The organism is Streptomyces sp. MB09-01, from assembly GCF_033794505.1.
Classification (GTDB): Bacteria; Actinomycetota; Actinomycetes; order Streptomycetales; family Streptomycetaceae; genus Streptomyces.
Genome location: NZ_JARAYQ010000019.1, coordinates 13,789 through 36,256 on the forward strand (window position 1 = coordinate 13,789; position 22,468 = coordinate 36,256).

Consider the following 22,468-nt stretch of genomic DNA (forward strand, 5'->3'; position numbering starts at 1 on the left):
CCGGAGAGTTCGCCCGTTGGCAATGGTGCCCGGGCGGCGCGTAAGGTCGGCCGGGTGCTTGATACTTCGCCCCTGACCGCCGTCGTGGAACGTTTCGCCGACCGGCTGCGGGCCGCGCCGCAGAGCCGCCTGCAGCAGGGAGCCGCCGCCGTGGCCCTGGAGCTGGCCCGCGAGCTGTCCGTACGGGCGCAGCGGCTGGAGACGCCCGGGCGGGCCGCGCGGGAGCTTCCGGACGCGGGCATCTTCGTCGTCGGGGACCAGGTGGCGGTGGCCGGCCTGGACCTCGCCGAGGCGCTGCGCGCCGCCGCAGGCAGCCCGGACAGCGCGACGGCCCCGTCCGAGATGCTGGACGAGGCCGTGGGGCTGGTGGAGCAGGCGGAGATCAGAGCGATGCGATGACGCGGTCCGCGAGGATGTAGACGTTGCTGTCGGGGTCCTCGGAGTCACCGCAGGAGAAGGTCAGCGCGTAGGCGCCGGAGATGCCCGAGCCGCCGAGCAGGACCGGGGCGGTGCCCGAACGCAGGGCCTCGGCGAGGCGCTCCGCGGTCTCCCGGTGCCCGGGGGTCATGCACAGCGTCGTGCCGTCGGTGAAGACGTACACGTCGAGCGTGCCCAGCGGACCGGGGCGGACGTCCGCGAGGGCCGTACGGGCCTCCGCGAGCTCCTCCAGGCGGTTGACGGTGCGCTCGTGGTCGGCGCCGGGGTGCGAGGCCTGGACCGGTACGAAGTCGGGGTGCGAGGGGTGGCGCCGGCGGGCGGCGGCCAGCTCGGCCGAATCCTCGGGGTAGCCGGGAAGCTCGTCGAGGGCGTCCTCACCCAGGACGGGCTCCAGACCCACCAGGTCGGCCTGCCGGGGCAGGAAGACGGGGCTGTCCTCGCCGAGCCCGGTCAGGCCGCCCAGCAGTGACGGGGCGTCGGCGGCGTCACGGGCCTCCTGCGCGGCCCAGAAGGCACGGGCCTCGGCCAGCTCGCGCTCGCGCTCCTCTGCGAGGGCTTCGGCCACGGCGGCTCGTATCTCCGCGGCGGGGGACTCCACGGCGCTGCGGGCGTGCGGGACGGTCGCACCGCGGTGGTGGACCGGCGCAGCCAGCTCAGTGCGCAGGGCGGTGACCTGCTTGCGCAGACCGTGGACGGCGTGCAGCGCAGCAGCGCCCACGGCCGCGGCAGCGGCAGTGGTCAGCAGCAGGGCAAGAGACATGGCGCTCACTGACTAACTCCTGAGGTGATTCGATCCCCCGACTTCCTACATCAGAGTGTCCCGACCTGGGAATGGCGTGCAGTGCATTACGTCACGAATTGGACAGGGCTTTGGTCACACCCGCACCTCCCGTACGGTCGCTGACCTGCACACATGCCAATCCCCCAGGAGATAGGTCACATCCTGGGGGAGATTCGGTCACAGGTCGGCCGCGGCGGGATTAGATCCGGTGTCAGTACGGGCCGCGGGATCCAACGGGATCCTTGCGGCGCCTGGCCCCGCCCTTGATCCAGTAGCCGGAAGCCTACTTTCGGCTACGGGCGGACGAGGCTTCGGCGCCCCTGAGCTGTCTCAGCTCAGCCGCTCGCTTTTTCGGTCGCGTTCCGCTTCGCCACCGCTGCGGGCAGGTGCCGCCCCTCGTTCCTCGGGGCGACCCCTACCCTCCGCTCCGGCTCAGCTCAGCCGCTCGCTTTTTCGGTCGCGTTCCGCTTCGCCACCGCTGCGGGCAGGTGCCGCCCCTCGTTCCTCGGGGCGACCCCTACCCTCCGCTCCGGCTCAGCTCAGCCGCTCGATGACCATGGCCATGCCCTGGCCGCCGCCGACGCACATCGTCTCGAGGCCGAACTGCTTGTCGTGGAACTGCAGGCTGTTGATCAGAGTGCCGGTGATGCGGGCACCGGTCATCCCGAAGGGGTGACCGACGGCGATGGCCCCGCCGTTGACGTTCAGCTTGTCGAGGGGGATCTCCAGGTCCCTGTACGACGGGACGACCTGGGCCGCGAAGGCCTCGTTGATCTCGAAGAGGTCGATGTCGCCAACCGTCAGGCCGGCCCGCTTCAGGGCCTGCTTCGACGCCTCGACCGGGCCCAGGCCCATGATCTCGGGGGAGAGGGCGGTGACGCCGGTGGAGACGATCCGGGCCAGCGGGGTCAGACCCAGCTCGCGGGCCTTGGTGTCGCTCATGATGACCAGCGCGGCGGCGCCGTCGTTGAGCGGGCAGCAGTTGGCGGCCGTGACCAGGCCGTCGGGGCGGAAGACGGGCTTGAGGCCCTGCACACCCTCCAGGGTCACGCCGGCGCGCGGACCGTCGTCGGTCGAGACGACCGTGCCGTCCGGGGTGGTGACCGGGGTGATCTCGCGGGCCCAGAAGCCGTTCTTGATGGCCTCTTCGGCGAGGTTCTGCGAGCGCACGCCGAACTCGTCCATGTCCTGGCGGGTCACGCCCTTGAGGCGGGCCAGGTTCTCCGCGGTCTGCCCCATCGAGATGTAGGCGTCCGGGATCAGGCCGTCCTCGCGCGGGTCGCGCCAGGAGGAGCCCTCGCTCTGCGCGACGGCGGCCGTACGGGCCTCCGCGTCGCCGAAGAGCGGGTTGTGCGTGTCCGGCAGGCCGTCCGAGGAGCCCTTCGCGAACCGGGAGACCGTCTCGACGCCCGCGGAGATGAAGACGTCGCCCTCGCCGGCCTTGATGGCGTGCAGCGCCATCCGGGAGGTCTGGAGCGAGGAGGAGCAGTAGCGGGTGATCGTGGTGCCCGGCAGGTAGTCCATGCCCATCTGCACGGCCACGATGCGGGCCAGGTTGTGGCCCTGCTCTCCGCCGGGAAGGCCGCATCCGAGCATCAGGTCGTCGATCTGGCGCGGGTCCAGCTCGGGGATCTTGGCGAGGGCGGCCTGGATGATCGTCGCGGTCAGGTCGTCCGGACGGACGTCCTTCAGGGAGCCCTTGCCGGCGCGCCCGATCGGGGAGCGGGCGGTGGAAACGATGACGGCTTCGGGCATCGGGACTCCAAGGGGGTGCGTCGTTGCGGGACCGCATGCGAAGTTACCGCCCCGTACGGTCGAGGTCACCGCTCTGGGGGTGTGATGCCGGTCGCTCCCGCGGGCGTTGCGGTCCATCGGGCGGGGCCCTGCGTGCCGGTATGTGCGGCGCCGCTGCTGGGGCCCTGCCCCGGACCCCGTGCCCCAAAACGCCGGCGGGGGCCGGTATCGGGCGCAGCCGTCAGGCCGGCCCGGAGACGCCGGCGGCGGTACCCGTGCCGGGGTCGGCCGCGGGGGACGGGTCCTCGCCCGGCACCCGGCGCCGGCGGCGGTGCTTGAGCAGGACCCACGGACCGCGGGCGGCCGTGACCTCCGTACCCGCCTGGCCCGCGGCGGCGGACGCGGCCTTCGCCACCGGAAGCATGTCCTCGTCCCGGGAGACGTCCAGCCGGTCCGACTCCGGCCACAGGCCGAGCGCCGCGCACAGCGTCGGCAGCACGGCCATGGCCGCGGTCGCGTACCCCTCCGCCGACGGGTGGTAGGAGTCCGGGCCGAACATCTCGCGGGGGTTCGCGGCGAACTCCGGGCCCAGCAGGTCACCCATGGAGACCGTACGGGCGCCCAGCGCGACCACTCCTATGGTCTGAGCGGCGGCCAGCTGGCGCGAGACGCGCCGGGCCACCCAGCGCAGCGGCTGGTACACCGGCTCGATCGTGCCCAGGTCCGGGCAGGTGCCCACGACGACCTCGGCCCCCGCCATCCGCAGTCGCCGCACGGCCGAGGTCAGGCAGCGCACGGACTGGGTCGGGGGCATCCGGCGCGTCACGTCGTTCGCGCCGATCATGATCACGCACACGTCCGGGGCGGGTCCCGCGTCGTTCAGCAGCAGCCCCACCTGCCGGTCCAGGTCGTCCGACATGGCCCCCGACAGGGCCACGTTGCGCAGCTCCACCGGTCGCTCGGCCACCGCCGCCAGCCCGGACGCCAGCAGGGCGGCCGGAGTCTGCCGGGCCCGCCGTACGCCGAGTCCCGCGGCCGTGGAATCGCCCAGCATGCCCAGGCGCAGCGGGCCCGGGCTCTGTTCGGGGCCGCCGAACTCGCTCCCGTAGAGCCCGTCGGCGCGCGGCGGCTCGCCCAGCCCGGTGCCCACCGTCCGCTTCGCGAACTGCACCTCGGCCAGCACCAGCCCCACCGCGGCGGCCCCGACCAGTCCGAGTCCGCCCCCGCCGTACGCTGCCCCCGCCGCGATCCGGCGGGCCGTTCTCGCCCTGGACACCCTTCAGGCCACCTCCTCGGTCCTCATTGACCCCTACCTGCCCCGTACACACGGTCGGCCAATCCCTTTCGGCATACCCTGGCGGTGCCTCCCGGAGAACCCGTGGAGTCCCCTCCTTGGAGAACATGGTGCAATTCCACGACTCGATGATCAGCCTCGTCGGCAACACCCCGCTGGTGAAGCTCAACCGTGTGACCGAAGGCCTGCAGGCCACCGTCCTTGCGAAGGTCGAGTACTTCAATCCCGGCGGATCCGTGAAGGACCGGATCGCCGTACGGATGATCGAGGCCGCCGAGCAGAGCGGAGCCCTCAAGCCCGGTGGCACCATCGTGGAGCCGACCAGCGGCAACACGGGTGTAGGACTCGCCATCGTGGCCCAGCAGAAGGGCTACAAGTGCATCTTCGTCTGCCCTGACAAGGTGTCCATGGACAAGATCAACGTGATGCGCGCGTACGGCGCGGAGGTCGTGGTCTGCCCGACCGCCGTCGACCCCGAGCACCCGGACTCGTACTACAACGTGTCCGACCGCCTCGCGCGCGAGCCCGGCGCCTGGAAGCCCGACCAGTACAGCAACCCGAACAACCCCCGTTCGCACTACGAGACCACCGGTCCCGAACTGTGGGAGCAGACGGACGGGAAGATCACCCACTTCGTCGCCGGCGTCGGCACGGGCGGCACGATCTCGGGTACGGGCAACTACCTCAAGGAGGTGTCCGGCGGGAAGGTCAAGGTCATCGGCGCCGACCCCGAGGGCTCGGTGTACTCCGGCGGCTCCGGCCGCCCCTACCTCGTCGAGGGTGTCGGCGAGGACTTCTGGCCGACCGCGTACGACCCGAACGTGACGGACGAGATCATCGCGGTGTCCGACAAGGACTCCTTCCAGATGACCCGCCGGCTCGCCAAGGAGGAGGGCCTCCTCGTCGGCGGCTCCTGCGGCATGGCCGTCGTGGCCGCGCTGAAGGCCGCCGAGGGCCTCGGCCCGGACGACGTGGTCGTCGTCCTGCTGCCGGACAGCGGCCGCGGCTACATGAGCAAGATCTTCAGCGACGAGTGGATGGCGGGCCACGGCTTCCTGGAGGAGGCCGGACCGGCCGCCCGCATCGGCGACGTGCTGAACGACAAGGAGGGCGGCATCCCCTCCCTCGTCCACATGCACCCCGAGGAGACGGTCGGTCAGGCGATCGAGGTCCTGCGGGAGTACGGCGTCTCGCAGATGCCCATCGTCAAGCCGGGCGCCGGTCACCCGGACGTGATGGCCGCCGAGGTCATCGGCTCCGTCGTCGAGAAGGAGCTGCTGGCGGCGCTGTTCGCGCAGCGGGCATCGCTGACCGACCCGCTGGAGAAGCACATGAGCTCGCCGCTGCCGCAGGTCGGCTCGGGCGAGCCGGTGTCCGAACTGATGGCGGTGCTCGGTGAGGCCGACGCGGCGATCGTGCTGGTCGAGGGCAAGCCCACCGGTGTGGTGAGCCGTCAGGACCTGCTGGCGTTCCTCGCCAAGTCCTCGAAGTAGCCGGTACGGGGCCGCGCGTGGCAGCGCGCGGCCTTCGCGCAAACGGTACGGGTACGACACGTGACGGCAGCACCGGCTTAACACGGCTCCGGCACAGTGGTGGTTGTCGGCAGGGAAGCCCGGGAGACCGGATCCCGGCCGGCACCACCGAACGGCGTACGCGCACCTCCGGAGCGGCTCCCGGACCGCGCGGACGCCACGGACGCGGACGGCCCTGACCCGGCCGTGTCCTTCGCGGGGACCGCCGTCGTCCCGCCCCTCGGGCGACCGAGGGTGCGGCGGTCCCCGCGCAACTCTTCCGGCCCCGCCGGCGCCTCGGGCGCGGGGGGCTGCGCCCCCGCGCCACACCTACGGCCGGTCGCCGGACCCGCGCCGGAACCGCTTGCCGGCGTGGATGAAGTTCACGCCCACGATCCCGGCCCAGGTGACCAGGAGGCCGCTCAGGTGCGCCTCCGCGGCGGCGATGGCCGACAGCGGGACCGCCAGCACCAGGGTGATGATCGCGAAGCCGAAGCGTTCGCCGAAGTTGCCGTCCGCCGGCGAGGCGGAGGGGCGGGTGTCGCCGCGGGCCGCGGACAGGCGTTCCTCCGCGAGGCGCCGCCGGACCTGGGTGTCGACCTTCTCGACGAACGAGTCCACCAGTGCGGCCTCGTACTCCGGACCCAGCTCCCGCCGGGCGTCCATCGTGGCGTCGAGTTCCTTCTTCAGCTCTTGGGCGTGGGCGTCCATGCCCCCACGGTAGGAAGCGCCGCGGGCCCCGGCACTGGGGATAGCCCCCCTATCCGGATCGCGGGCACGGCTTGCCCCGCTGCATAACCGCATGCACAGTGCTCCGTGACTGAATAACTCACCGGGACGGAGGGGGCGGCATGAGTGACAGCCCGGCCACGCGGCTGCAGAAGCTGTTCGAGGGGCACCGGCTGACGCCGACCCAGCGGCGGATCGCGCACTGCATGGTCCGCGGAGCGGCGGAGGTGCCCTTCCTGTCGAGCGTCGAGCTCGCCGAGCTGGCCGGGGTAAGCCAGCCGTCGGTGACGCGGTTCGCGGTGGCGCTGGGCTTCGACGGCTATCCCGCGCTGCGCCGGCACCTGCGCGAGGTGGCTCCCGCCGAGCGGCCCGAGGCCGCGCAGGAGGACTCGTACAACGAGTACCAGCAGGCCGTGCTCGGCGAGATCGAGAACCTGCGGCAGCTGGCCGGGATGCTCGCCGATCCCTCGCCCGTCGAGGAAGCGGGGCGGCTGCTCGCGGCCTCGACCCCGCTGCCGGTGCTCGGGCTGCGGGCGGCGTCCTCGCAGGCGCGCGGGTTCGCGTACTTCGCGGCCAAGGTGCACCCGGACGTGCGGCTCCTCGACGAGGGCGGCTCGATGCTCGCCGACCGGATCGACGCGGCCGTCGGCGCGGGGGCCTCGGCGCTGCTGTGCTTCGCGCTGCCGCGGCATCCCCGGGAGGTGGCGGAGGCGCTGGAGTACGGGCGGGCGGCCGGGCTGACCGTGGTGACGGTCGCCGACTCGGCCTTCGCGCCCGTGGCCCGCCACTCGGACCTGCTGATCCCGGCGCCGGTCGGTACCGGGCTGGCGTTCGACACGGCGTGCGCGCCGATGCTGCTGGGGCGGGTGCTGCTGGAGGCGATGGCGGACGCCCTCCCGGACGCACAGGCCCGCCTGGAAGCCTTCGACGCCCGAGCCGCGGCGCGGGGGCTGTTCGTGGAGTAGCCCGCGGTCCCAGCGGTAGTCCAGCTCCGCCAGCTCGTTCGCCGGCCGGTCGCGCAGCGCCGGGATCCGCAGGAGGACCGGGAGCAGGGCGTTGCGCACGGTGCGCAGCGCCCGGCTGCGGGTGGTCGCGATCCGGGTCATCCGGTCGGTGAGGGCCACCACCCGCAGGGCGACCGGGCGGTGGCGCGCCTCGTAGCCGTCGAGGTCCCCGGCGGCCAGGGCGCGGCCGAGCGCGTAGCCGTCCTGGATGCCGGTGTTCATGCCCTGCCCGCCGGCCGGCCGGACTGTGCACGTGCGCGGCGTCCCCGGCCAGCAGCAGCAGCCGCCCGGCCCGGTAGCGGTCGGCGACCCGGTGGTGGATCCGGAACCGGGAGGACCGGACGAGTGTGCGGACGGCTGCCCGGCCGGGGACGCGCTCGTCGAGCAGAACTGGTTCCAGCCGGCGCCGGTGGGCCGCGTCGCGGTCTTGCGGTCGCCGCATCCGGCGGTGCTGCCGCCCCCCGGCGAAGGCGAGGTCCGGCTCGGAGGGGCCTCGGCGACGGTGGCGACGATCCGGTAGCGCCCACCCCGTGGTCTCCGGCAGGGGAGGTGCCCCCGGGCAGCGGGGCGATCACGGTGAGCCCGGTGGCGCCGAAGGCGAGCGTGACCTCGTGCGGACCCGGGGCCGGTCCATGACGACGTCGGCGAGGACGAAGGACTCCCCGTAGGCGCTGCCCTCGAAGGCGATGCCGGCGGCCTCGCGGACCGCTGGCCCTCGCTAGCGGGTCGGGCCCTGACCCGCTACCTCCTGCGGCTCCCGGCGGTGGTCGTCCTGACCCCGGAGGGCGTGGTCCAGGGCCTGGCCCGGCCCTGGCGGCCACCCTCTCCGCCTGAGGGCCGTCGGCCGGCGTGCGCTCCGCTGCCGGGGGTCCGGGGCGGGCCCCGGGGCTACAACAGGACGTCGCGGAAGTCTCCGCCCGCCTCCGTGACGATCGACGGCAGGTCCTGCGCCGGGCGGGCGAGGCTGAAGCGGACATGGCCCTCCGGGCCCACCGTGAAGCCGTGGACCGCCGGGCGGGGCAGGCTGTTGTAGCCGTAGTGGGCGGTGAAGAAGTACGCGCCGGTGTCCGGCACACCGATCAGGTCGCCGGGGGCGAGCAGCGGCAGCTCACGGGCCGTCGCGAGCAGGTCCCCCGCGAAGCAGGCCGGCCCCGCCACGTCCTGGGCGACCGGGTCGCCGGTCTTCGGGGCTCCCTTGGCGTCGTACGGCAGGATCCGCACCGGCCACGCCGCCGGGGCGTACGCGGTGCGCGTCGCCAGCTGCACCCCGGCGTGGGTGAGGGCGATCGGCCGGGACCCGGTGGTCTTGGTGTACTCGACCCGGGCCAGGACGAGGCCGTGCTTGGCGAGCAGGGACCGGCCGAACTCCGTGACCAAGCCGTACGCGCCGGAGAACAGGGCGGGGGCCGCCTCGCGCAGCGCGGCCACGTACTCCGCGAACCGGGGCGTCCCCTCGTCCGAGGCGAAGTTCACCGGCAGGCCGCCGCCGATGTCGAGGGTGTCGACCTGGCGGCGCCCGGCGGCCGCGTTGATCTCCTCGGCCAGCGCGTGCAGTTCCCGTACGCCCTCCGCGATCAGGGCCAGGGGGACGCCCTGCGAGCCCGAGTGGACGTGCAGGCGGGTGAGCCACGGCCGGTCCAGATACGCCCGGACGAGCCACTCGCGCGCGCCGGGATCGCGCAGGGCGATCCCGAACTTCGAGGTCGCCGTGGCGGTGGACAGCGCGTCGATGGTGCCGGCGCCGGTCTGCGGGTTGATCCGCAGGCCGATCGGCGCTCCGGTGGGCGCCTGCGCGACGAGCGCGTCCAGCCGTGCCAGCTCCTGCGGGTTGTCGGCGTTGACGGCGATGCCCAGGGCCAGGGCCTCGCGCAGTTCGGCGGCCGTCTTGGCGGGGGAGTCCAGGACGGTCCGCCCGGCGGGCACCCCGGCCGCGCGGGCCAGCGCCAGCTCGCCGGGGCTGGCCACCTCGCAGCCGAGCCCGGCGTCCGCGAGCAGCCGCAGCACCGGGACGAGCGGGGCGGCCTTGACGGCGAAGGCGTGCAGGACGGGGGTGCCGGGGGCCAGCGCGGCCGCGAAGGCGCTGGTCAGGGCGGCGGCGGAGGCGCGGATCCCGGCGGTGTCGAGCAGGCAGGTCAGCGGCTCCGCGGAGTCGGCCCCGCCCACGAGTCCCTGGTCGACGGCGGCCCGTACGGCCAGATCGCGGCGCGCGGAGGCGTCCCCGCCCCCGTCCGTGTGTGCAGCCATGTCCGCCATCCCATCATTCGACGGGGCCGCCCGCAGCTGTTGACTGAATCTATTCAGCGCGTCAGGATGTGAATGGAAATACCAACATCGGAGGAGGCACCCGCCATGTCAGGACCCCGCCCCGTACGTGCCGCGCGAGGCACCGAGCTCAGCACCCTGGGATGGCAGCAGGAGGCCGCGCTGCGGATGCTCCAGAACAACCTCGACCCCGAGGTCGCCGAGCACCCCGACAAGCTCGTCGTCTACGGCGGCACCGGCAAGGCCGCCCGCGACTGGCGCTCGTACGACGCGATGGTCCGCACCCTCCAGACCCTCAAGCAGGACGAGACGATGCTCGTCCAGTCCGGCCGCCCGGTCGGCGTGATGCAGACCCACGAGTGGGCGCCGCGCGTCCTGCTCGCCAACTCCAACCTCGTCGGCGACTGGGCCAACTGGGAGGAGTTCCGCCGCCTGGAGCAGCTGGGCCTGACCATGTACGGCCAGATGACGGCCGGTTCGTGGATCTACATCGGCACCCAGGGCATCCTCCAGGGCACCTACGAGACCTTCGCGGCCGTCGCCGCCAAGAAGTTCGACGGCACCCTCGCCGGCACCATCACCCTGACCGCCGGCCTCGGCGGCATGGGCGGCGCCCAGCCGCTGGCCGTGACGATGAACGACGGCGTCGCGATCTGCATCGACGTCGACCCGCGCGCCATCGAGCGCCGCATCGAGCACCGCTACCTGGACGTGAAGGCCGACAGCCTGCAGCACGCCCTGCAGCTGGCCGTCGAGGCCCGCGACGCCCGCAAGCCGCTCTCCATCGGCCTGCTCGGCAACGCCGCCGACCTGCTCCCGCAGATGCTGGCCGAGGGCGCCCCGATCGACATCGTGACGGACCAGACCTCCGCGCACGACCCGCTCGCCTATCTGCCGACCGGCGTCGACTTCGACGACATGGCCGCCTACGCCGCCAAGGACCCGGCCGGCTTCACCACCCGGGCCCGCGAGTCCATGGCCAAGCACGTCGAGGCCATGGTCGGCTTCATGGACGCCGGCGCCGAGGTCTTCGACTACGGCAACTCCATCCGCGGCGAGGCCCAGCTGGCCGGCTACGACCGCGCCTTCGCCTTCCCCGGCTTCGTCCCCGCCTACATCCGGCCGCTGTTCTGCGAGGGCAAGGGCCCCTTCCGCTGGGCGGCGCTGTCCGGCGAGGCCTCGGACATCCACAAGACCGACAAGGCGATGCTGGAGCTCTTCCCGGAGAACGAGTCCCTGCACCGCTGGATCAAGATGGCCGGCGAGCGCGTCCACTTCCAGGGCCTGCCCGCGCGCATCTGCTGGCTCGGCTACGGCGAGCGCGACAAGGCCGGCGAGCGCTTCAACGAGATGGTCGCCGACGGCACCCTCGCCGCCCCGCTCGTCATCGGCCGCGACCACCTCGACTGCGGCTCCGTCGCCTCCCCGTACCGCGAGACCGAGGCCATGCTCGACGGCTCCGACGCCATCGCCGACTGGCCGCTGCTCAACGCCATGGTCAACGTGGCCTCCGGCGCCTCCTGGGTCTCCCTCCACCACGGCGGCGGCGTCGGCATGGGCCGCTCCATCCACGCGGGTCAGGTCACCGTCGCCGACGGCACCCCGCTGGCCGGCGAGAAGATCCGCCGCGTCCTCACCAACGACCCGGGCATGGGCGTCATCCGCCACGTCGACGCCGGCTACGACATCGCCGAGTCGGTCGCCGACGAGCGCGGCGTCCGCGTGCCGATGCGCGAAGGCGACGACGCGTGACCTTCCACGACATGTGGGCCGAGCTCGCCCCCATCGGCCGCCACGCCGACTCCGGCGGGTACCGACGCTACGCCTGGAGCGGGGCCGACGCCGACTGCCGGACCTGGTTCCAGGAGCAGGCCGAGGCGCGCGGGCTCACGTACGAGACCGACCGCAACGGCAACCAGTGGGCCTGGCTCGGCGACCCCCTCGCGGGGGACGCCGTGGTCACCGGCTCGCACCTGGACTCCGTCCCCGACGGCGGGGCCTTCGACGGCCCCCTCGGGGTGGTGTCCTCCTTCGCGGCCCTGGACGAACTCCGCAGGAGGGGCGCGGAGTTCTCCAGGCCACTCGCCATCACCAACTTCGGTGACGAGGAAGGGGCCCGCTTCGGCCTCGCCTGCGTCGGCTCCCGGCTCGCCGCCGGCCAGCTGACCAAGGAGAAGGCGTACGAGCTCCGCGACGCCGACGGCATCGGCCTGCCGCAGGCCATGGAGGCCGCCGGATACGACCCCGAGGCCATCGGGGCCGACCCCGAACGGCTGGGCCGGATCGGCGCCTTCGTCGAGCTGCACGTCGAACAGGGCCGCGCGCTCGACCTGTCCGGTGACCGGGTCGGCATCGCCTCGGCGATCTGGCCGCACGGCCGCTGGCGGTTCGATTTCCGCGGCGAGGCCAACCACGCCGGCACCACCCGGCTCGTCGACCGCCGCGACCCGATGCTCACCTACGCGGCGACCGTCCTCGCGGCCCGCACCGAGGCGGCCCTCGCCGGGGCCGTGGCCACCTTCGGGAAGATCTCGGTCGAGCCCAACGGGGTCAACGCCATCCCCTCCCTCGTGCGCGGCTGGCTCGACTCCCGGGCAGCCGACCAGGCCACCCTCGACACGGTCGTCACCGCCATCGAGAAGGCCGCCCGCGAGCGCGCCGACCAGGACGGCATCGACCTCGGCATCGTCCGGGAGTCCTTCACCCCGGTCGTCGAGTTCGAGCACGCCCTGCGCGACGAGATGAACCGGATCCTGGGCGGGGCCGTCCCCGTCCTCGGCACCGGCGCGGGACACGACGCGGGAATCCTCTCCGCGGCCGTCCCGACCGCCATGCTGTTCGTACGGAACCCCACCGGCGTCTCCCACTCCCCGAAGGAGTTCGCCGCCGAGGACGACTGCGTGGCCGGCGTCCTCGCCCTCGCCGACGTACTGGAAGGTCTCGCGTGCCGCTGACCGCGCACAAGACGTACTGGCTGGAACACGCCTGGCTCGGCACCCACGTCGAGCCGGGCGTGGCCCTGGCCGTGTCCGCCGACGGCCGGATCGCCGACCTGCGCACCGGCGTGGACACCCCGCCCCCCGGCGCGGAGGTCCTGCGCGGCCTGACGCTGCCGGGCCTGGCCAACGCCCACAGCCACGCCTTCCACCGGGCCCTGCGCTCCACGGTCCAGGTCGGCTCCGGCACCTTCTGGACCTGGCGCGACCTCATGTACAAGGTCGCCCAGAACCTCACCCCCGACAGCTACTTCGCGCTCGCCCGCGCCGTGTACGCGGAGATGGCGCTGGCCGGCATCACCAACGTCGGCGAGTTCCACTACGTCCACCACGCGCCCGGCGGCGCCCCGTACGCCGATCCCAACGCCATGGGCGAGGCCCTGATCGAAGCAGCCGCCGCGGCCGGCATCCGGATCACCCTCCTCGACACGGCCTACCTCTCGGCCGGCTTCGGGCAGGCCCCGAACCCGCACCAGCAGCGCTTCTCCGACGGCACCGCCGAGGCCTGGGCCGAACGCGCCTCCGCCCTCAAGCCCCGCGAGCACGCCCTGGTCGGCGCCGCGATCCACTCGGTCCGCGCCGTGCCCGCCGACCAGCTGGCCACCGTCGCCCGCTGGGCCGAGGAGCGCGAGGCGCCCCTGCACGTCCACCTCTCCGAGCAGACCGCCGAGAACGACGCCTGCCAGGCCGCCCACGGCCGGACCCCCACCCAGCTGCTCGCCGACCACGGGGTGCTCGGCCCGCGCACCACCGGCGTCCACAACACCCACCTGACCGACGCGGACATCGCCCTGCTCGGCGGGACCACCACCGGCACCTGTATGTGCCCCACCACCGAACGTGACCTCGCCGACGGCATCGGCCCGGCGACCCGCCTCCAGCACGCGGGCAGCCCGCTCTCGCTCGGCAGCGACAGCCACGCCGTGATCGACCTGCTGGAGGAGGCCCGCGCGATGGAGCTGAACGAGCGCCTGCGCAGCCGCACCCGGGGCCACTGGACGGCGAACGCGCTGCTCGCCGCCGCCACCGAGGACGGGCACGCGGCCCTCGGGCTCCCGGACGCGGGCCGCCTGGAGGCGGGCGCGCTCGCGGACTTCACCACGATCGCGCTGGACTCCGTCCGGACGGCCGGTCCGCCGGCCCGGCTGGGCGCCGAGACGGCGGTCTTCGCCGCCACCGCGTCGGACGTCCGCCACACGGTCGTGGCCGGCCGCCACATCGTCCGCGACGGCGCCCACACCCTCGTCCCGGACGTTCCCGCCGCCCTGACCGAGTCCATCGCCGCCGTCCGAGGCTGACGCCGTCTTTTCCCCACCCCGCCCCTTCCCGGCGAGCCTGGATCTTCCGCCTCGCCGGCGTGTGAGGCGCGGGTCCGGGCGGAGCCCGGGAAACGGACCAAGGGCGGGGCGGGGAGAGAAACCTGGAGAGGAACCATGACCACCACCTGCATCACCAACATCGGCAGCCTCGTCACCAACGACCCCGCCCTCGGCGACGGCTCGCCGCTCGGCCTGCTCGAGAACGCGGCCGTCGTCATCGACGGTGACAAGGTCGCCTGGGTCGGCCCCGCCGCCAAGGCGCCGGCCGCGGACGAGAGCTTCGACGCACAGGGCCGCGCCCTGATCCCCGGCTTCGTGGACTCCCACTCGCACCTCGTCTTCGCCGGCGACCGCACCGCCGAGTTCAACGCCCGCATGTCCGGCCGCAGCTACTCCGCCGGAGGCATCCGCACCACCGTCGCCGCCACCCGCTCCGCCACCGACGCCGAGCTCGAAGCCAACCTGGTGCGCCACCTCGACGAGGCCCGCCGCCAGGGCACCACCACTTTCGAGACCAAGTCCGGCTACGGCCTCACCGTCGCCGACGAGGCCCGCGCCCTGCGGATCGCCGCCGCGCACACCGAGGAGGTCACCTACCTCGGCGCGCACATCGTCTCCCCGGACTACGCCGAGGACCCGGCGGCCTACGTGGACCTCGTCACCGGCGAGATGCTGGCGGCCTGCGCCCCGTACGCCCGCTGGGTGGACGTCTTCTGCGAGAAGGGCGCCTTCGACGGCGACCAGGCCCGTGCGATCCTCACCGCGGGCGCCGCCGCCGGCCTGATCCCGCGGGTGCACGCCAACCAGCTGTCCTACGGCCCCGGCGTACAGCTCGCCGTGGAGCTGGAGGCCGCCTCCGCCGACCACTGCACCCACCTCACCGACGCCGACGTGGACGCCCTCGCCCAGGCCGCGGGGACCACGGTCGCCACCCTGCTGCCCGGCGCCGAGTTCTCCACCCGCGCGGTGTGGCCCGACGCCCGCCGCCTGATCGACGCGGGCGCCACCGTCGCGCTGTCCACGGACTGCAACCCCGGCTCCTCCTACACGAGTTCCATGCCGTTCTGCATCGCCCTCGCCGTGCGCGACATGCGGATGACCCCGGACGAGGCCCTGTGGTCGGCCACCGCCGGCGGCGCCCGCGCCCTGCGCCGCGAGGACATCGGCGTCGTGACCCCCGGGGCCCGCGCCGACCTGGCCCTGCTGGACGCCCCGAGCCACGTCCACCTCGCCTACCGCCCGGGCGTCCCGCTCGTCTCGGCCGTCTGGCAGCGGGGCCGCCGGGCGCACTGACGAACGGTCAATCCGGGGCTGTCCTTTGTCTTCCCTCCGTAAGAGCCCGGGCGTACCTTGAGCCACCGATCTGATGTGTCGTCAGTTAATTGTGGCCCGAGGGGAAGACGAAGGTGTCCGACCGCAAACGCTCCACCGCGCTCGCGCTGGCCTCCGCGCTGGCCGGATCGGCGGTCCTGCTGGCCGCCCCCGCAGCCCACGCCGCCGTCGTCGACGTGGCGTACGACTGCAAGACCCCGATCGGGGACAAGTCGGCGATCTCGCCCATCGACATCAAGGCCGTCAAGGACGGCGAGGCGTACAAGCTGACGATGTCCTTCCAGAAGGGCGTCTCGTCCAGCCCCATCGAACTGGGCAAGGGCGCGATGAGCCCCAGCGCCGTCATCCTCGTCGACGGTGCCGAGAAGGTGTCCGTACCGGTCTCCGGCCCGCCCAACCCCGAGGCCGCGCCCGCCGACACACCCATCAAGATCACCGACCTCTCGGGCACCTACACGCCCAAGAAGAGCGGCGAGGTCACCTTCACCGCCGGTGTGCTCACCATCAAGGCGATGGGCACCACGACCACCTGCACCCCGGGCAACAGCCCCGGACCGTCCCTCGAGCTCGACGTCACGGCCGCCGGCGGCGCCACCGCCCAGTCCGGCGGCGGCTCGGACGAGGGCACCCTCCCGCAGACCGGACCCACCGACTCCGCCCTCGCCCTCGGCACCCTCGGCGGCACGGTGCTGCTCTCCGGCGTCGCCGGCGTGCTCTGGCTGACCCGGCGCGGCCGGCGGGCCCGGTCCTGAACGGAGCACCCCCGGCCATGCCCGTGCTCCACGTCCCCCACCGCCTCCAGCGCGCCGGCCTGATCCTGCTCGCCGCCACGGCCCTGTACGCGGGCCCCGCCCAGCCCGCGTACGGCGCGACCGCCGACGAACCGGGCTGGACCGCCGAACCCGCCGCCGGCCAGGCCGTTCCCCGCACCGGCGACGCCCGCCCGTACGCCACGCGCCCGTACTTCTACATGGCGGGCACCGCCGGCACCGTGCTGGAGGACCGTCTCGCCCTGGCCAACACCACCGACCAGGAGCACACCGTCACCCTGCGCGGGGCCGACGCCTACAACACCGCCGACGGCGCCTTCGCGGTCCGCCCCGCCGGGTCGACCGGCGCCGGAGCCTGGATCAGCTTCGGCGCCGGAGCCACCGTGAAGATCCCGCCCCACACCCGTGCGGTGGTCCCCTTCACCGTCACCGTGCCGCCCTCGTCCCCGCCCGGCGACCACCCCGCCGCCGTGGTCGCCACCGGGGCCGGCCGCGAGGTGGGCGTACGGGTCCACCTGCGGGTCGGCGGCCCCACCCTGGCCGCCCTCACCGTCGAGGACGTCGCCGTACGGGGCCGGGGCGCGGCCGCGGTCGTCGCGTACACCCTGGTCAACCGCGGCAACGTCGCCCTGGCCCCCGAGCTGTCCCTGCGCGTCGAGGGGCGCTTCGGCGAGGTACCGGGCCGTGGCGCCCGGGCCCTGCCCGTCGAACTGCTCCCGGGTCAGCGGGTCGAGCTGACCGAACCGTGGCCCGGCGCTCCGGTGCTCGACCGGGTCCGCGTCAGCGTCACCGTCACCGCACCCGGCGGCGCCCGCGCCGAGGGGAGCGCCTCCGCCTGGTTCGTGCCGTGGCGGGCCGCCGGCTGGACGGGCCTCGGCCTGCTCGGCCTCGGCGGGACCACGCTGGCCGCGCTGTTCCTCGTACGGGGCCGGCGCACCCGGCAGGACCCGACCGGCGGCGAGGAGCCCGGAGGGACCTCCGTGCGGCCCGGCCCGCCCCCTGCACCGGAACACCAACTGACGGGAGCGTCCAGGTGAGCGCCATGGTCGGCGGCAAGGTCCGCGGCAAGGCCGGCCCCACGGTCCGGTTCCTCCTGGCGGGGCTCGCGGGTCTGGCGGTGTGCGCCCTCGCGCTGTTCCCCGCCGCCCCGGCCGCGGCCGACGAGGGCAAGCCCACCGTCGCCCTCTCGCTGCAGGAGGCCGCCAAGGGCACGGAGATCACCGTCACCGGCACCGGCTGGCGGGCCAAGACGCTGGTGATGCTGCTGGTCTGCGGGCAGAACATGATCGGCGGCACCAACAGCTGCGCCAACGCCGACGGCACCGCCGTCTCCGTCGCCGACGACGGACGGTTCGCCGCCCAGCTGGCCGTGGTCGCGCCGCCCAAGCCCTGCCCCTGCGTCGTCAACGTCACCTCCGTCAACGGCGACCAGTCCACCGTCGCGGCTGCGCTGAAGATCACCGATCACCCGGTGGCCGAACTGCCCGCCGAATCCGGCACGGCCCGCCTCGCGATGCTCACCGGGGTCCGGCTGGAGGGCGAGGACGGGGTGCTGACCTGGTTCGGTGCCCCGCCGAGCCGGAAGTTCGAGGTCACCGTCGGCAATCTCGGCTCGGCCCCGGTCAAGGACCCGGTCTTCCAGCTCGGCACCGCCCACGGGGTGTTCGCCCCGCTGTGGGAGGAGGTCCGGTGGAAGGGCACCATCCCGCCCGGCGGCAAGGCGGAGATCGCCCTCGACGTCGCCCTCACCGCCGGCGCCCACGGCGACTACACGATCTCCCTCAAGTACGGCGAGACCGTCGTGGCCACCCAGCCCTGGGGCGTGGACCGCCCGTACGGGGTGCTGCTCTTCCGGGGCCTGCTCCTGCTCGTGATCCCGGCCGCGGTCTTCCGCATCGGCATGGCCGTCGTCGACAAGGTCCGGCCGCGCGCCGTGCCCGCGGCCGGCCGCCACCGGGGCGCGCGGCCCGCGGAAGCGGCATCGGCCGTGACGGCCCGGCTGCCCCGGCTGCCCGCCCTGCGCCACGCCGCGCCGGCCCGCTCCGCGCAGCCGGCGGAGCCCCCTTCGACCACCACGGCGGTCCTGCCGTGGTTCACCCCGGACAGCGCGCCGGAGACAGCACCACAGACGTCCGCACCGTCTGAGAACCGTTCGACGACGAAGGGACCATTGTGAAGACCCAACGGAGGGTGAGCGCGGCCGTGGTCGCGCTGCTGCTCGGCGGCGCGGGCATCGCCATCACGGCTTCTCCCGCCCAGGCAGCCGAGGCCACGTTCAAGGTCAAATGCGTGCCGCCGGCCGGCGGCGGGGACCCGGTGGAGGGCGAGACCACCGCCAAGGTCACCGCCCCGGCCACGGCCAAGGTCGGCGACGAGGTGGACGTGGTCTGGGAGACCGTCAAGCCGGCCTCGAACAACACCGACCTCATGGACATCCCGAAGGACGCGGTCCAGCCCACCGGCTGGATCACGGTGGGCGGCGGCCAGGCGGGCGAGCTGAAGCTCGTCGGGGAGAAGAAGAACCCGCCGATCCCCAAGAAGGCCCCCATGGTCATGTCCGCCATGAAGGGCAAGCTGAAGCTCACCAAGGCCGGCAAGGTCACCCTGACCCCCGGCAAGTACGACGTCGCCGTCACCTTCTCCTTCGGCACGTTCGTCACCAAGTGCGCGCCGGTCGGTGAGGTCAAGGGCGGTGCCACCATCGACGTGTCGGCCGGCTCCAGCGGAGGCACGACCGACGGCGGCGCCACGAACGGCGGGGCGACCAACGGCGGGGCGACCAACGGCGGAGCCACGAACGGCGGGGCCACGAACGGCGGGGCCGCGAACGGCGGCGCCGACGGCGGGACCACCGCGGGAGGCGGCGGCCAGACCGACTTCCCGGGCAAGCCGGTCGAGGTGGCCTTCGACTGCGGCCCGGTCGTCCCCGGCGGCATCAAGACCCCGGTCACGATCAACGCGAAGAAGAACGGCGGCAGCTACGACCTGACGGTCAAGACCGCGAAGGGCGCGATGGCCGCTCCCATGGCCCTGCCCGCGGGGGCCCTCAAGCCCTCGATGAACGTGAAGCTGGGCGGGGCCGACAGCGGCACGGTCAAGGTGTCGGGCCCGGCCAACGCGGACCCGATCCCGGACAAGGCTCCCGTCAGCCTCAGCGACATGACCGGAACCTACAAGCCCGGGAAGTCCGGCAAGGTGACGCTGAGCCCGGACCAGCTGACGATCGACGTCACGATGGCCCCGGGGGCCACGCCGATCAACGTTCCCTGCAAGGCCGCCAGCAGCGGCGTCTCCCTGGAGCTGGACACCGCCGCCCAGCCGGGCGGCTCCGGCTCCTCGACCAGCACCACCGGCAGCACCACCTCCGGCGGCCTCGCCGAGACCGGCGCCGAGGACGAGGGCGGCATCAAGGCCCTGGCCCTGGTCGCCGGCACCGTGATCCTGCTCGGCGGCGCGGTGTTCACCTTCACCCCGTGGCGCCGTCTGCGCGGCACCCGGTAACCCGCCCCGGAGACGACGGAACGGCCCGGCACGCCTTTCGGTGTGCCGGGCCGTTCCGTCGTACGGGGGGTGCGTGCGTCAGTGCACGTTGCCCATCAGGGCCTGCACCTTCTTGCGGTACATGAAGATCGCGACACCCGCGAGCGCCGCCGCGGCGGCCTGCAGGCCGATGATGATCGTGCCGTTCAGGTCCACGCCGGCCAGCGCGAGCAGACCGGTGGTGCAGTCACCGGCGGTGACCGCGAGGAACCAGACACCCATCATCTGGGAGGCGTACTTCTGCGGCGCCATCTTGGTGGTGACAGAGAGGCCGACCGGGGAGAGGCACAGCTCGGCGATGGTCTGGATCATGTAGATCGAGACCAGCCACATCGGCGACACCTTGGTGCCGTCGCCCGCCATGCTCATCGGGATGATGAAGATGAAGAAGGACGCGCCGACCAGGACCAGGGCCATCGCGAACTTCACGATGGTGTTCGGCTCCTGGTTCTTGCGGGCCAGCCACAGCCACGCCCACGCGAACAGCGGGGCCAGCGCCATGACGAACAGCGGGTTCAGCGCCTGGTACAGGACGGTGGAGGGGGTCCAGCCGAAGACCGAGCCGGTGCTGTTGTCGGCGAACAGGGAGAGCGTCGAGCCACCCTGGTCGTAGATCATCCAGAACGCGGCGGCGGCGACGAAGAACCAGATGTACGCGGACACCTTGGACTGCTCGGGACCCGACAGGGCCTTGTCCCGCTTGATGCGCACCAGCACGGTGACCGGGATGACCAGACCGGCGATGGTGATCGGGTACAGCGCCCAGTTGATGGTGAACATGCCCAGCGCGACCACGGTGCCGTAGAACGCACCGATGATCGCGACGGCGGCGGCCACCTTGACGACCAGGCCGTTGCGCTCGGTGACCGACAGCGGGTTCGGGACGAGGTTGCTCGTCGGGCTCAGCGTGCGGCCGAACACCAGGAACATGACCAGGCCGATGCCCATGCCGATGGCGGCGAGCAGGAAGCCGAGGTGCCAGTTGACGGTCTCACCGACGATGCCGATGACCCACGGGGCACCGAAGGCACCCAGGTTGATGCCGATGTAGAACAGCGTGAAGCCGCCGTCACGACGCGGGTCGTCCGGGCCTGCGTACAGGTGGCCGACCATCGTGGAGATGTTGGCCTTCAGCAGACCCGAGCCGACCGCGACCAGCAGCAGACCCGCGAAGAACGAGATCTGGCCGGGCAGCGCCAGGGCCACGTGACCGGCCATGATCACGAAGCTGGCGATGGTGACGGTCTTGCGGGCGCCCCAGACGCGGTCGCCGAACCAGCCACCGGGCATGGCCATCAGGTAGACCATGGCCACGTACACGGAGTAGATCGCCGTGGCGACACCCATCTTGAAGCCCAGGCCGCCGCCCTGGCTCCCGGTCGCGGCGTCCGTACCGCCGGAGACCAAGTACAGGACGAGAAGCGCACGCATGCCGTAGTAGGAGAAGCGCTCCCACATCTCGGTCATGAACAGCGTGGCCAGGCCGATCGGGTGGCCGAGGAGGGTCTTCTCGTGAGCGGGGCTCGGAGAAGCCGTCGTCAGGCTGGAAGCCATGGTCGATCCTTGCTTGCTCGGGACGCTTGGCTTCGTGAGCTCATCCGCGCCCGGTGGGGGGTGGCCGGCACCGGCGGACGCTCCCGCCCCACGCCCGGGGGTCTCGCCCCCCATGGGGTTGGGGGCGAAGGGAACATCCGTAACCGGGATCCACGCCCGCCCGCACACCATCGCGCGAGGGGCCCGGCCCAGAGGTCATTCACTGTCGTCGAGCCCGGAACAGGTGAGTCCCGACAAGACTGCCTGTCCGGTCAGGACAGCAATAGAGACCCTTGGCTCGCTTTTCGGCACAAAGGTCCCTGAGGTAGTGCATCAGGCGTCTCGCCACCATACGACACGACACTGCGGCATATGAAAGGACTTGAGAGATGGATCACAAGGTGAGTCGGGAACCGTTCGGCCATATTCGAAGGCGCTTAGTAGTTCATAAGCCCAGTTCGGAAGGGGTCTGCAGGCAGGCCCCTCGATTCAGTCGCCGCGGACTACCATCACCCACATGACGCGTGTACTGCTCGCCGAGGACGACGCATCCATCTCGGAACCCCTGGCCCGCGCGCTGCGCCGGGAGGGGTACGAGGTCGAGGTCCGGGAGGACGGCCCCACCGCCCTGGACGCGGGACTGCAGGGCGGCGTCGACCTCGTCGTCCTGGACCTGGGCCTGCCGGGCATGGACGGGCTGGAAGTCGCCCGCCGACTGCGGGCCGAGGGGCACGGCTTCCCGATCCTGGTCCTCACCGCCCGCGCGGACGAGGTCGACACGGTCGTCGGCCTGGACGCCGGCGCCGACGACTACGTGACCAAGCCCTTCCGCCTGGCCGAGCTGCTGGCCCGGGTCCGGGCCCTGCTCCGCCGCGGCGCCAACGAGGCCGCCCAGCCCCCCGCCACCCACGGCGTGCGGATCGACGTCGAATCGCACCGCGCCTGGATGGGGGAGGAGGAGCTGCAGCTCACGGCGAAGGAGTTCGACCTGCTGCGCGTCCTCGTCCGCGACGCCGGCCGGGTCGTCACCCGCGACCAGCTCATGCGCGAGGTCTGGGACACCACCTGGTGGTCCTCCACCAAGACCCTCGACATGCACATCTCCTGGCTGCGCAAGAAGCTGGGCGACGACGCCGCGAACCCCCGCTACATCGCCACCGTCCGCGGCGTCGGCTTCCGCTTCGAGAAGAGCTGAGCCCCACCCGCGAGAGCCTGAGCTCCGGCC

18 protein-coding genes and 2 pseudogenes are annotated in these 22,468 nt (G+C 72.9%); 12 read left to right on the forward strand and 8 right to left on the reverse strand.

Annotation, left to right across the window (positions count from 1 at the left end):
• The first annotated feature begins 54 nt into the window (after window positions 1–54).
• Complete coding sequence (locus tag PV721_RS06575) at window positions 55–399, forward strand: hypothetical protein (protein ID WP_319721872.1); 345 nt, start codon at window positions 55–57, stop codon at window positions 397–399.
• Here PV721_RS06575 and PV721_RS06580 read toward each other — a convergent pair.
• The 3 genes from PV721_RS06580 to PV721_RS06590 form a co-directional block, all read right to left on the reverse strand.
• Window positions 383–1,198 (reverse strand): hypothetical protein, encoded by an 816-nt coding sequence (locus PV721_RS06580; RefSeq protein WP_319721905.1) that lies wholly within the window; start codon window positions 1,196–1,198, stop codon window positions 383–385. The genes PV721_RS06575 and PV721_RS06580 overlap by 17 nt on opposite strands.
• Before the next feature lie 555 nt (window positions 1,199–1,753).
• Window positions 1,754–2,974 (reverse strand): acetyl-CoA C-acetyltransferase, encoded by a 1,221-nt coding sequence (locus PV721_RS06585; protein WP_319721873.1) that lies wholly within the window; start codon window positions 2,972–2,974, stop codon window positions 1,754–1,756.
• A 220-nt stretch (window positions 2,975–3,194) separates the two neighbouring features.
• Entirely contained in the window at window positions 3,195–4,229 is a 1,035-nt protein-coding gene (locus PV721_RS06590) for an SGNH/GDSL hydrolase family protein (protein ID WP_319721874.1), read from the reverse strand.
• A 128-nt stretch (window positions 4,230–4,357) separates the two neighbouring features.
• On the opposite strand from PV721_RS06590, the gene PV721_RS06595 reads away from it, so the two are divergent.
• Complete coding sequence (locus PV721_RS06595) at window positions 4,358–5,740, forward strand: cystathionine beta-synthase (protein WP_319721906.1); 1,383 nt, start codon at window positions 4,358–4,360, stop codon at window positions 5,738–5,740.
• A 348-nt stretch (window positions 5,741–6,088) separates the two neighbouring features.
• Here the strand turns inward: PV721_RS06595 and PV721_RS06600 are convergent, their stop codons facing one another.
• A complete protein-coding gene (locus PV721_RS06600) occupies window positions 6,089–6,469 on the reverse strand; it encodes a hypothetical protein (protein ID WP_319721907.1) in 381 nt (126 codons plus the stop codon).
• A 140-nt stretch (window positions 6,470–6,609) separates the two neighbouring features.
• Here PV721_RS06600 and PV721_RS06605 point away from each other — a divergent pair, with 140 nt between their 5' ends.
• The gene (locus PV721_RS06605) at window positions 6,610–7,452 is read left to right on the forward strand and encodes a MurR/RpiR family transcriptional regulator (protein WP_319721875.1); all 843 of its coding nucleotides are present in this window, start codon (window positions 6,610–6,612) and stop codon (window positions 7,450–7,452) included.
• Window positions 7,453–7,662: 210 nt separating this feature from the next.
• Here the strand turns inward: PV721_RS06605 and PV721_RS43860 are convergent.
• From PV721_RS43860 to PV721_RS06615, 3 genes and pseudogenes are all read right to left on the reverse strand, one after another.
• Window positions 7,663–7,713, reverse strand: a pseudogene (locus PV721_RS43860) (hypothetical protein); the annotation flags it as partial.
• Between the two features lie 67 nt (window positions 7,714–7,780).
• A pseudogene (locus tag PV721_RS06610) lies at window positions 7,781–7,933 on the reverse strand (hypothetical protein); the annotation flags it as partial.
• A 446-nt stretch (window positions 7,934–8,379) separates the two neighbouring features.
• The gene (locus tag PV721_RS06615) at window positions 8,380–9,735 is read right to left on the reverse strand and encodes a diaminopimelate decarboxylase (protein WP_319721876.1); all 1,356 of its coding nucleotides are present in this window, start codon (window positions 9,733–9,735) and stop codon (window positions 8,380–8,382) included.
• A 105-nt stretch (window positions 9,736–9,840) separates the two neighbouring features.
• Here PV721_RS06615 and hutU point away from each other — a divergent pair, with 105 nt between their 5' ends.
• From hutU to PV721_RS06655, 8 genes are all read left to right on the forward strand, one after another.
• Window positions 9,841–11,505: a urocanate hydratase gene (gene hutU, locus PV721_RS06620; RefSeq protein ID WP_319721877.1), complete on the forward strand. Its 1,665-nt coding sequence runs from the start codon at window positions 9,841–9,843 to the stop codon at window positions 11,503–11,505.
• Window positions 11,506–11,516: 11 nt separating this feature from the next.
• Complete coding sequence (locus tag PV721_RS06625) at window positions 11,517–12,707, forward strand: allantoate amidohydrolase (RefSeq protein WP_319721908.1); 1,191 nt, start codon at window positions 11,517–11,519, stop codon at window positions 12,705–12,707.
• A complete protein-coding gene (locus PV721_RS06630; RefSeq protein WP_319721878.1) occupies window positions 12,698–14,047 on the forward strand; it encodes a formimidoylglutamate deiminase in 1,350 nt (449 codons plus the stop codon). The genes PV721_RS06625 and PV721_RS06630 overlap by 10 nt, the downstream gene beginning before the upstream one ends.
• Window positions 14,048–14,182: 135 nt before the next feature.
• Window positions 14,183–15,361, forward strand: a complete 1,179-nt coding sequence (gene hutI, locus PV721_RS06635; protein WP_319721879.1) for an imidazolonepropionase — start codon at window positions 14,183–14,185, stop codon at window positions 15,359–15,361.
• Window positions 15,362–15,474: 113 nt separating this feature from the next.
• The gene (locus PV721_RS06640) at window positions 15,475–16,152 is read left to right on the forward strand and encodes an LPXTG cell wall anchor domain-containing protein (protein WP_319721880.1); all 678 of its coding nucleotides are present in this window, start codon (window positions 15,475–15,477) and stop codon (window positions 16,150–16,152) included.
• A 17-nt stretch (window positions 16,153–16,169) separates the two neighbouring features.
• Window positions 16,170–17,207 (forward strand): hypothetical protein, encoded by a 1,038-nt coding sequence (locus tag PV721_RS06645; protein WP_319721881.1) that lies wholly within the window; start codon window positions 16,170–16,172, stop codon window positions 17,205–17,207.
• A complete protein-coding gene (locus tag PV721_RS06650) occupies window positions 17,204–18,346 on the forward strand; it encodes a hypothetical protein (RefSeq protein WP_319721882.1) in 1,143 nt (380 codons plus the stop codon). Before PV721_RS06645 ends, PV721_RS06650 begins: the two co-directional genes overlap by 4 nt.
• Window positions 18,343–19,671 carry a hypothetical protein gene (locus PV721_RS06655; protein WP_319721883.1) on the forward strand — a complete coding sequence of 443 codons (1,329 nt, stop codon included), beginning with the start codon at window positions 18,343–18,345 and terminating at the stop codon, window positions 19,669–19,671. The genes PV721_RS06650 and PV721_RS06655 overlap by 4 nt, the downstream gene beginning before the upstream one ends.
• A gap of 78 nt (window positions 19,672–19,749) precedes the next feature.
• Here PV721_RS06655 and PV721_RS06660 read toward each other — a convergent pair whose 3' ends face one another.
• Window positions 19,750–21,264, reverse strand: coding sequence for an oligopeptide:H+ symporter (locus PV721_RS06660; protein ID WP_319721884.1), 1,515 nt, complete (start codon window positions 21,262–21,264; stop codon window positions 19,750–19,752).
• Between the two features lie 496 nt (window positions 21,265–21,760).
• Between PV721_RS06660 and PV721_RS06665 the strand changes: the two genes are divergently transcribed.
• Window positions 21,761–22,438 carry a response regulator transcription factor gene (locus PV721_RS06665; protein ID WP_030659823.1) on the forward strand — a complete coding sequence of 226 codons (678 nt, stop codon included), beginning with the start codon at window positions 21,761–21,763 and terminating at the stop codon, window positions 22,436–22,438.
• Window positions 22,439–22,468 lie beyond the last annotated feature (30 nt).

Bases quoted from the DNA above. Each gene is read 5' to 3' on its own strand.
- PV721_RS06625 (WP_319721908.1), top strand. From the start codon at position 11,517: ATGTGGGCCGAGCTCGCCCCCATCGGCCGCCACGCCGACTCCGGCGGG.
- PV721_RS06665 (WP_030659823.1), top strand. From the start codon at position 21,761: ATGACGCGTGTACTGCTCGCCGAGGACGACGCATCCATCTCGGAACCC.
- PV721_RS06645 (WP_319721881.1), top strand. From the start codon at position 16,170: ATGCCCGTGCTCCACGTCCCCCACCGCCTCCAGCGCGCCGGCCTGATC.
- PV721_RS06585 (WP_319721873.1), bottom strand. From the start codon at position 2,974: ATGCCCGAAGCCGTCATCGTTTCCACCGCCCGCTCCCCGATCGGGCGC.
- PV721_RS06580 (WP_319721905.1), bottom strand. From the start codon at position 1,198: ATGTCTCTTGCCCTGCTGCTGACCACTGCCGCTGCCGCGGCCGTGGGC.
- PV721_RS06600 (WP_319721907.1), bottom strand. From the start codon at position 6,469: ATGGACGCCCACGCCCAAGAGCTGAAGAAGGAACTCGACGCCACGATG.
- PV721_RS06605 (WP_319721875.1), top strand. From the start codon at position 6,610: ATGAGTGACAGCCCGGCCACGCGGCTGCAGAAGCTGTTCGAGGGGCAC.
- hutU (WP_319721877.1), top strand. From the start codon at position 9,841: ATGTCAGGACCCCGCCCCGTACGTGCCGCGCGAGGCACCGAGCTCAGC.
- PV721_RS06660 (WP_319721884.1), bottom strand. From the start codon at position 21,264: ATGGCTTCCAGCCTGACGACGGCTTCTCCGAGCCCCGCTCACGAGAAG.
- hutI (WP_319721879.1), top strand. From the start codon at position 14,183: ATGACCACCACCTGCATCACCAACATCGGCAGCCTCGTCACCAACGAC.
- PV721_RS06615 (WP_319721876.1), bottom strand. From the start codon at position 9,735: ATGGCTGCACACACGGACGGGGGCGGGGACGCCTCCGCGCGCCGCGAT.